At 74.0% G+C, this 7,360-nt stretch carries 8 protein-coding genes; 3 read left to right on the top strand and 5 right to left on the bottom strand.

The window, feature by feature from the left end; genetic code table 11:
* The first annotated feature begins 218 nt into the window (after positions 1-218).
* Complete coding sequence (locus tag JZ5iCDA_RS13950) at positions 219-1,157, top strand: LCP family protein (protein ID WP_253182100.1); 939 nt, start codon at positions 219-221, stop codon at positions 1,155-1,157.
* 10 nt (positions 1,158-1,167) lie between these two features.
* On the opposite strand, the gene JZ5iCDA_RS13945 is transcribed toward JZ5iCDA_RS13950, so the two are convergent.
* The 3 genes from JZ5iCDA_RS13945 to JZ5iCDA_RS13935 form a co-directional block, all read right to left on the bottom strand.
* On the bottom strand, positions 1,168-1,593 hold the full coding sequence (locus JZ5iCDA_RS13945) for a hypothetical protein (protein ID WP_069387713.1): 426 nt from the start codon (positions 1,591-1,593) through the stop codon (positions 1,168-1,170).
* Between the two features lie 258 nt (positions 1,594-1,851).
* The gene (gene purE / locus JZ5iCDA_RS13940) at positions 1,852-2,340 is read right to left on the bottom strand and encodes a 5-(carboxyamino)imidazole ribonucleotide mutase (RefSeq protein WP_069387714.1); all 489 of its coding nucleotides are present in this window, start codon (positions 2,338-2,340) and stop codon (positions 1,852-1,854) included.
* Positions 2,341-2,366: 26 nt separating this feature from the next.
* A complete protein-coding gene (locus JZ5iCDA_RS13935) occupies positions 2,367-3,620 on the bottom strand; it encodes a 5-(carboxyamino)imidazole ribonucleotide synthase (protein WP_069387712.1) in 1,254 nt (417 codons plus the stop codon).
* A gap of 88 nt (positions 3,621-3,708) precedes the next feature.
* Here JZ5iCDA_RS13935 and JZ5iCDA_RS13930 point away from each other — a divergent pair, with 88 nt between their 5' ends.
* Positions 3,709-4,251: a GtrA family protein gene (locus JZ5iCDA_RS13930; RefSeq protein ID WP_069387711.1), complete on the top strand. Its 543-nt coding sequence runs from the start codon at positions 3,709-3,711 to the stop codon at positions 4,249-4,251.
* 74 nt (positions 4,252-4,325) lie between these two features.
* On the opposite strand, the gene JZ5iCDA_RS13925 is transcribed toward JZ5iCDA_RS13930, so the two are convergent.
* Positions 4,326-5,654 carry an ATP-binding protein gene (locus JZ5iCDA_RS13925; RefSeq protein ID WP_069387710.1) on the bottom strand — a complete coding sequence of 443 codons (1,329 nt, stop codon included), beginning with the start codon at positions 5,652-5,654 and terminating at the stop codon, positions 4,326-4,328.
* Positions 5,655-5,689: 35 nt separating this feature from the next.
* Entirely contained in the window at positions 5,690-6,373 is a 684-nt protein-coding gene (locus tag JZ5iCDA_RS13920) for a response regulator transcription factor (protein WP_069387709.1), read from the bottom strand.
* A gap of 105 nt (positions 6,374-6,478) precedes the next feature.
* Between JZ5iCDA_RS13920 and JZ5iCDA_RS13915 the strand changes: the two genes are divergently transcribed.
* On the top strand, positions 6,479-7,360 hold an 882-nt coding region (locus tag JZ5iCDA_RS13915; protein WP_253182099.1), incomplete at its 3' end, for a sensor histidine kinase.

Here is a 7,360-nt window from a genome sequence, read left to right as displayed (position 1 = left end):
GGGCCGAGCCCGCCGACGCGCTCCCGCCGTCGGTCGCGCCGTCCCGCCAGGCTCGGACGGCGAGCCCGGCTCGGGTCTCGTCGTCACCGCACGCGTCAACCCCGGCAGCAGGGCGTCAGCGCACCACCGGGAGTCCGTCGGCACGGCCCCGGCCCGCGGGACCGACACGGCCCGGCGACGGGCGTCCCGGCGCGGGCCCTCCCCGCGGCGGTGTGCGCGTGCGCAAGGGGCGGGTCGTGGCGCTCGTCGCCTGCCTCGTGCTCGCCGGGCTGCTCGCGTGGCCGATCGGACTCCTCGTCTGGGCGAACGGCAAGCTCGAGCACGTCGAGGCGCTCTCCGGCGCCCCGGGGACTCCCGGGAACACCTACCTGCTCGCCGGGTCCGACGCGCGCGGCGAGGGGATCAGCGAGGACGGGACCGAAGGCGCCCGGACGGACACGATCATGCTCCTGCACGCACCGTCGAGCGGCCCGGTCGCGCTCATCAGCCTCCCGCGCGACACCTACGCGGAGGTCCCGGACAACGGTCCCGCGAAGCTGAACTCGGCGTACTCCTGGGGTGGGGCCCCGCTCCTCGTGCGGACCGTCGAGGGCCTCACCGGGCTCACGGTCGACCACTACGTCGAGATCGGGTTCGGCGGGGTCGAGGGCATCGTCGACGCGATCGGCGGCGTCGAGCTGTGCCTCGACTACGACGTGAACGACCCCCGCAGCGAGCTCGTGTGGACCGCCGGGTGCCACGTCGCGGACGGCCACACCGCGCTCGCGTTCTCGCGCATGCGGTACTCGGACCCGAAGGGCGACATCGGGCGCGCCGAGCGGCAGCGCCAGGTCATCGGCGCGATCAGCGCGAAGGCCGCCGACCCGAGCATCCTGTTCCGGCCCGCGGACCAGGTCTCGCTCCTCGACGCGGGGATCGGCGCGCTCACCGTCGACAAGAGCACAGGAGTCGTCGACCTCGGGAAGCTCGCGCTCGCGTTCCGCGCGGCCAACGGGCCGGACGGCGTCACCGGCACGCCGCCCATCGGCAATTCCGACTACCGGCCCGGGAACATCGGGTCGACGGTGCAGCTCGACCCCGAGCTCGCCCCGCAGTTCTGGTCAGACCTGCGCGAGGGCGCGCTCTCCCCGGGTCAGGTCGGCGGTATGCCTCAGTAGCGTCTTCCCCTCAGCGGCCGTCATCAGTCGCTGTCGCGGGAAGGACCGTCATGCCCGCCTGGATCGTCTGCCGGAACACCACACGGAGGTCTCCGCTCGGCACGTCGCCGACCACGACACGGAAGACGGTCGCCTGGAGATCGTCGGTACATGCCTGAACTTCGGCGTCCTCGGCTTCGTTCCCGAGCACCGCCGAACCGATCTCCATGTGATACGCGGCAGAGGTCAAGGCGTCGCCGTCTCCCCAGAGGCCGAAGCGAGGCACCGAGGGACATGTCGAGCTGCCGAACGTCACGACGACGATCTCGTCGGACGCCTTCGAACGGACGGCATACGGCGCGGATCGGTCCCCCTGCGCACGGCTCTGTGACGCCTCGACCACCGCCGCGTAGACCGGGTCCGTCTGTGGCACGACGGTGTAGCTGAGGGGTGCCATCGACGCCGACCCTGTCTCGACATGACGTGCAGAGGCGGTTGTCGCTGCCGCTGGAGGCGCGTGAGTAACGCGCGCAGGCCCGCAGGCCGTGCAGCTGAGCACGAAGGCCACGCTCGTCGCGACAGCGATCGATGCAGGAGCGCGTCTTCGTTGGGCATGCCGGGGACCGTTCATACCGTGGTTGTGTTCCCGGCGATCAGCGTCTTGCACCGTCATTGCGCCGGTCACAGATCTCGTACCCGCGACGCCGGAGCACGGTCAGGCGTCGGCGCGCGACTCCCGCAGCCGCGCGCCCTTCGCGCGTGCCTGCTCGCCCAGCTCGTGCTGGAACGCGACCATCCGCTCGCGCAGGCGTGCGGCGGCGTCGTCCGTCCCCGACGCGAGGATGCGCGCGGCGAGCAGGCCGGCGTTGCGCGCGCCGCCGACGGACACGGTGGCGACGGGGACGCCGGCGGGCATCTGGACGATGGACAGCAGGGAGTCCATGCCGTCGAGGTGCTTGAGCGGCACGGGGACGCCGATGACGGGCAGCGGCGTGACGGCCGCGAGCATGCCGGGCAGGTGGGCCGCTCCTCCGGCGCCGGCGACGACGACGCGCAGCCCGCGGTCGGCGGCGGTGCGGCCGTAGTCGATCATCTCGACGGGCATGCGGTGCGCGGAGACGACGTCGACCTCGACGGGCACGTCGAACTCGGCGAGGGCGTCGGCGGCGGCCTGCATGACGGGCCAGTCGGAGTCGGACCCCATGACGATGCCGACGATCGGGTTCTCGGTCACGGTCGCTGCTCCTGGTCGGTCGTGCGGGAGGGGTCCTCGCCGCGCAGGATCGCGGCGGCGGCGAGGGCGCGACGTCGGACCTCGTCGAGGTCGTCGCCGCTGACGTTGACGTGGCCGAGCTTGCGGCCGGGGCGCACGTCCTTGCCGTAGAGGTTCACCTTGGCGTCGGGGTGGGCGCCGAGCACGTCGGGCAGCGCGTCGGTGAGCTCGTCGAGCGTGGACCCGAGCACGTTGGCCATGACGGTCCAGGGCGCGGTCGCGGCGGTGTCGCCGAGCGGGAGGTCGAGCACGGCGCGCAGGTGCTGCTCGAACTGGCTCGTCACGGCGCCGTCGATGGTCCAGTGCCCGGAGTTGTGGGGGCGCATGGCGAGCTCGTTGACGAGGACGCGCGTGCCGTCGTCATCGGGGCCGGCGGGGACCTCGAACATCTCGACGGCGAGCACGCCCGTCACGCCGAGGCCCTCGGCGATGCGTACGGCGGCGTCGCGGGCGCGCTCGGCGTCGGCGTCGGAGAGCCCGGGCGCTGGCGCGATGACCTCGGCGCACACGCCGTCGCGCTGGATCGACTCCACGACGGGCCAGGTCCGCACCTCGCCGCGGCCGTCCGCGCCGCCGGACGGGCGGCGCGCGACGAGCACGGCGAGCTCGCGCACGAACGGCACCTTCTCCTCGACGAGGAGCGCGGGCCCGCCCGCCGCGGCGGCGTCGATCCACTCGGCGACCTGGTCCGCTCCCCCACCGGCCGTGGACACGACGCGCACGCCCTTGCCGTCGTAGCCGCCGCGCGACGTCTTGACGACGGCCTCGCCCCCGACCTCCGCGAGGAAGTCCGCGAGGGCCGCGCGCGCGGCGTCGGGTTCGGTGGGCAGCGCGGCCCAGCGGGGGCACGGCACGCCGAGCTCGGTGAGGCGGCGGCGCATGACGATCTTGTCCTGCGCGTGCACGAGCGCGTCCGGGCCGGGCCGGACGGGGGTGCCGTGCTCGAGGAGGTCGGTGAGCAGCGCGTTCGGCACATGCTCGTGCTCGAACGTGAGGACGGCGGCGGGCTCGCCCCCGGACGGGGCGATGAGCGCGCGGACCGCGGTCTCGTCGGACGCCGCGCCGACCGGCGCGTCCGCGACCACCTGGGCCGCCGAGGTCCCGGGCGCCTCGACGAGCACGCGCAGGTGCACGCCGAGCTCTCCGGCCGCCGGGGCCATCATCCGTGCGAGCTGTCCGCCGCCGACCACCGCGATCACTGGTGCTGCCACGTGCACCCACCCTAGTGCCTGCGCCCGCGGGCCCCGCCCCGCTGCCCTCCCCGGGACGGCTCCCGGGCGCGGCTTGTACCCTCGACGGATGGCCCCCGTCCCGTCCGCGCCGCGGCAGCGCATCGCCGACCGCGTGCGCGAGCTGGCGAAGTTCGGCTCCGTGGGCGCGGTCGCGTACGTCGTCGACCTGGGGCTGTTCAACCTGCTGAGCTTCGGCCCGGGAGAGATCCTCGGGCACAAGCCGCTGACCGCCAAGGTGGTCTCCGTCGCCGTCGCGACGCTCGTCGCGTGGCTCGGCAACCGGCACTGGACGTTCGCCTCGCGCCGCACCGCGACGCGCGGGCGTGAGCTCGCGGCCTTCGTCGTCGTCAACGTCGGCGGCATGCTGATCGCGGTCGGGTGCCTGGCGTTCAGCACCTACGTGCTCGGGCTCACGTCGCCGCTCGCCAAGAACGTGTCGGCGAACGTCGTGGGTCTCGCCCTCGGCACGGCGCTCCGGTACGTCGCCTACCGGCACCTCGTGTTCACGGGGACGCCCGCGGGGTCCGCGGGGCCGGAGGTTCCCGACGACGCGCCGGACCCTGCGCCCGCGACCACGGAACCCGCGCCCGCGACGACCGCGTCCGTCTGAGAAGTCCGTCCGAGGGAGCCCGTCCGGCGGGATCCCGTCCGGCCGCACCCGCCCGAGAGCCGACCGTGCGGACGTCAGCGCCGGCGGCGACGCCGCCGGCCCGCGGGGACGGCCGTGCCCATGGGCAGCACGACGCGCGGGTCGAGACGGCGCGGCACGCCCGCGAGGAACAGCGCGAACACCGGGGGCCTGCGCTGCGCGAGCTCGAGCCGGCCGCCGTCGGCCGCGGCGAGGTCGCGGGCGAGCGCGAGCCCGAGCCCGGTGCCCGCGCCCGAGGTGACCTCGCGCTCGAAGATCCGGGGGGCCAGGTCGTCCGGCACGCCGGGGCCCTCGTCGGACACCTCGGTCACCACCGCCCCGCTCGACCCGGACGGGCGGGCGCGGACCGTCGTCGTGCCGCCTCCGTGCTTGAGCGAGTTCTCGATGAGGGTCGCGAGCACCTGGGCGAGCGCCCCGGGCGTCGCGAGCACCTGGCAGCGGGGCGGGATGTCGACGACGAGGCGGCGGCCGGCCTTCTCGAACGTCGGCAACCACTCCTCCTCCTGCTGGCGCACGACGTCGAGCAGGTCGACGGCCTCGGTGGTGCCGCCTTGGGACTTGCGCGACGCGGCGAGCAGGTCGTCGACGACCCCGACGAGACGCTCGACCTGCTCGAGCGAGATCCGCGCCTCCTCCTGGACCGTGGGGTCGTCGGACGCGAGCGAGATCTCCTCGAGCCGCATGCTCAGCGCGGTGAGCGGCGTGCGGAGCTGGTGCGACGCGTCGGCGGCGAACTGCCGCTCGGCGGCGAGCCGGCCGGCGAGCCGGTCCGAGCTGCGTGCGAGCTCGGCCGCGACGAGGTCGATCTCCTCGACCCCGGAGGGCTCGACGCGGGGCCGCACCTGCCCGGAGCCGAGCTGCTCCGCCGAGGCCGCGAGGTACACGAGGGGCGCGGACAGCCGGTTCGCCTGCCACACGGCCATCCCGATCCCCGCGGCGAACGCCACGACCGAGGCCGCGACCACGAGGATGACGACCTGCGCGGCCGTCCAGTAGGCAGCCCAGTACGAGACGGACACGTCGACGATCGCGCCGGTCTCCGACGTCGCGACCTTGCGGATCTCCCGGCCGGTCACGTCCTCGCCGGCGCGCAGGACCGTCCCGTCGGGCAGCTGGACGTAGACGGACGCGGCGATGTCCGCGCCGGAGGACTGGACGGCGTCCTCGATGATGACGTCGGGGATCTCCTCGTCGGCCGCGAGGCGCCGGTCGATGCGCGTCGCGAGGCGGTCGGCGCGCGCCTGCACCTCGTCCGCCTCGCTCTGCAGGACGAGCTGCGCCCCGAAGAAGGCGAGCGGGAACCCCAGCAGGATCACCGCGACGGCGACCGCCGCCACCGTCGCCTGCAGCATCCGCCGCCGCACGCTGCTCCTCGACCTCCCCGTACCGCGCGGTCGCGTCAGCTCTCGCCGGTCTCGAAGCGGAAACCGAGACCGCGGACCGTCGAGATGTAGCGCGGCGCGTTCGCGTCGTCGCCGAGCTTGCGGCGCAGCCACGACACGTGCATGTCCAGCGTCTTCGTCGAGCCGACCGGCTCGGAGCCCCACACGTCGCGCATGAGCGCGTCGCGGACGACGACGGACCCGGCGTTGGCGACGAGCACGCGCAGGAGCTCGAACTCCTTCGTCGTCAGGTGCAGCTCGCGCTCGCCCTGGAACGCACGGTGCGCCGAGACGTCGATGCGCACGTCCTGCGCGCCGAGGTCCTCCTCGTCGCCCGTCTCGCCGTGGCTGCGGCGCAGCAGCGCCCGCACGCGTGCGAGGAGCTCCGCGAGACGGAAAGGCTTGGTCACGTAGTCGTCCGCACCGGCGTCGAGACCGACGACGAGGTCCACCTCGTCCGCCCGCGCCGTCAGCACGAGGACGGGCGTGGTGAGACCCTTGTGACGGATCTCGCGCGCGACGTCGAGGCCGTCCATGTCCGGCAGACCGAGGTCGAGCACCACGATGTCCGCTGCGTTCGCGGAGTCGATCGCTCCTTGACCGGTTCCTTGGACGACGACGTCGTAACCCTCACGAGTCAGCGCACGTGCCAAAGGTTCGGCAATCGCCGGGTCGTCCTCCGCTAGCAGTACGTGGGTCATTCGCTCATGCTAGGGCATCCGTACGACTTCGGGCCCATCGTGTCGCGACCTGTCTGCGACCCAGGTCTGACGTCCCCACGACCTCGTCCTGCCTACCCTTGGTGCATGGGGTGGTACGCACGCCTCGGACAGTGGTCCGACAGGCACCGGTTCGGCGTCGACCTCTCCGCGACGCTCGTCGTCGCGCTCGTCTTCGTCCCGTCGTCGGCCGCTTTCGCGCCGAACGCGGGCGCGGTCGGCGCGAACCTCAGCAGCTGGTGGGGCGCGTTCTGGGCCATCGCGGTCCTCGCCCCGCTCCCCTGGCGCCGCACGCGTCCGGTGGTGTCCGTCGTGGCGGTCTTCGCCGCGGCCCTTGGCCATCTCCTCTTCGGCTACCTGCTCCTCATGCCGGCCGACTTCGCGGTCCTCGTGGCGCTGTACTCCGTCACCGTCTACGGGCCGCGCTGGGCGCACCGCACCGCGATCGTGTCCGCGCTCTTCGGCGCGCTCGTGCTCGGCGTCGCGCTGGGCCTGCAGACGGGCCGTCTCGCCGACCTCGCGATGACGGTCGTGTTCTCCTCGACCTTCGGGGGCGTGACCTTCCTCGCGGTGTGGGCGTTCGGTCTGGCCCGCCGCTCCCGGCGGGAGACGATCGAGGCGCTCGTCGACCGGGCCCAGCGGCTCGAGGTCGAGCGCGACCAGCAGGCGCAGATCGCGACGGCCGCCGAGCGGGCTCGCATCGCCCGGGAGATGCACGACATCGTCGCCCACTCCCTCTCCGTCATCATCGCCCAGGCCGACGGCGGGCGGTACGCCGCGACGGCCGACCCGGCGGCGGCGCAGCGGGCGCTGTCGACCGTGTCCGAGACGGGGCGGACGGCCCTCGCGGACATGCGCCGCCTCCTCGGCGTCCTGCGCTCCGACCCGGCGCGCCCGGTCACCCCCCTGCACGCCGGGTCCGGCGGGCCGGCCCCCCTGCCGGGGGCGGCGCCCCTCCCGGGCCCGACG

The sequence above is a fragment of the Cellulosimicrobium cellulans genome (assembly GCF_001722485.1).
GTDB classification, from domain to species: Bacteria; Actinomycetota; Actinomycetes; order Actinomycetales; family Cellulomonadaceae; genus Cellulosimicrobium; species Cellulosimicrobium cellulans_A.
Note: the sequence above shows the minus strand (reverse complement) of the source record. Positions and strands in the feature narration are given on the sequence as shown.

Coding starts and splice junctions, on each gene's coding strand:
- JZ5iCDA_RS13945 (WP_069387713.1), bottom strand. CDS start 1,593: ATGGCACCCCTCAGCTACACCGTCGTGCCACAGACGGACCCGGTCTAC.
- purE (WP_069387714.1), bottom strand. CDS start 2,340: ATGGGGTCCGACTCCGACTGGCCCGTCATGCAGGCCGCCGCCGACGCC.
- JZ5iCDA_RS13930 (WP_069387711.1), top strand. CDS start 3,709: ATGGCCCCCGTCCCGTCCGCGCCGCGGCAGCGCATCGCCGACCGCGTG.
- JZ5iCDA_RS13920 (WP_069387709.1), bottom strand. CDS start 6,373: ATGACCCACGTACTGCTAGCGGAGGACGACCCGGCGATTGCCGAACCT.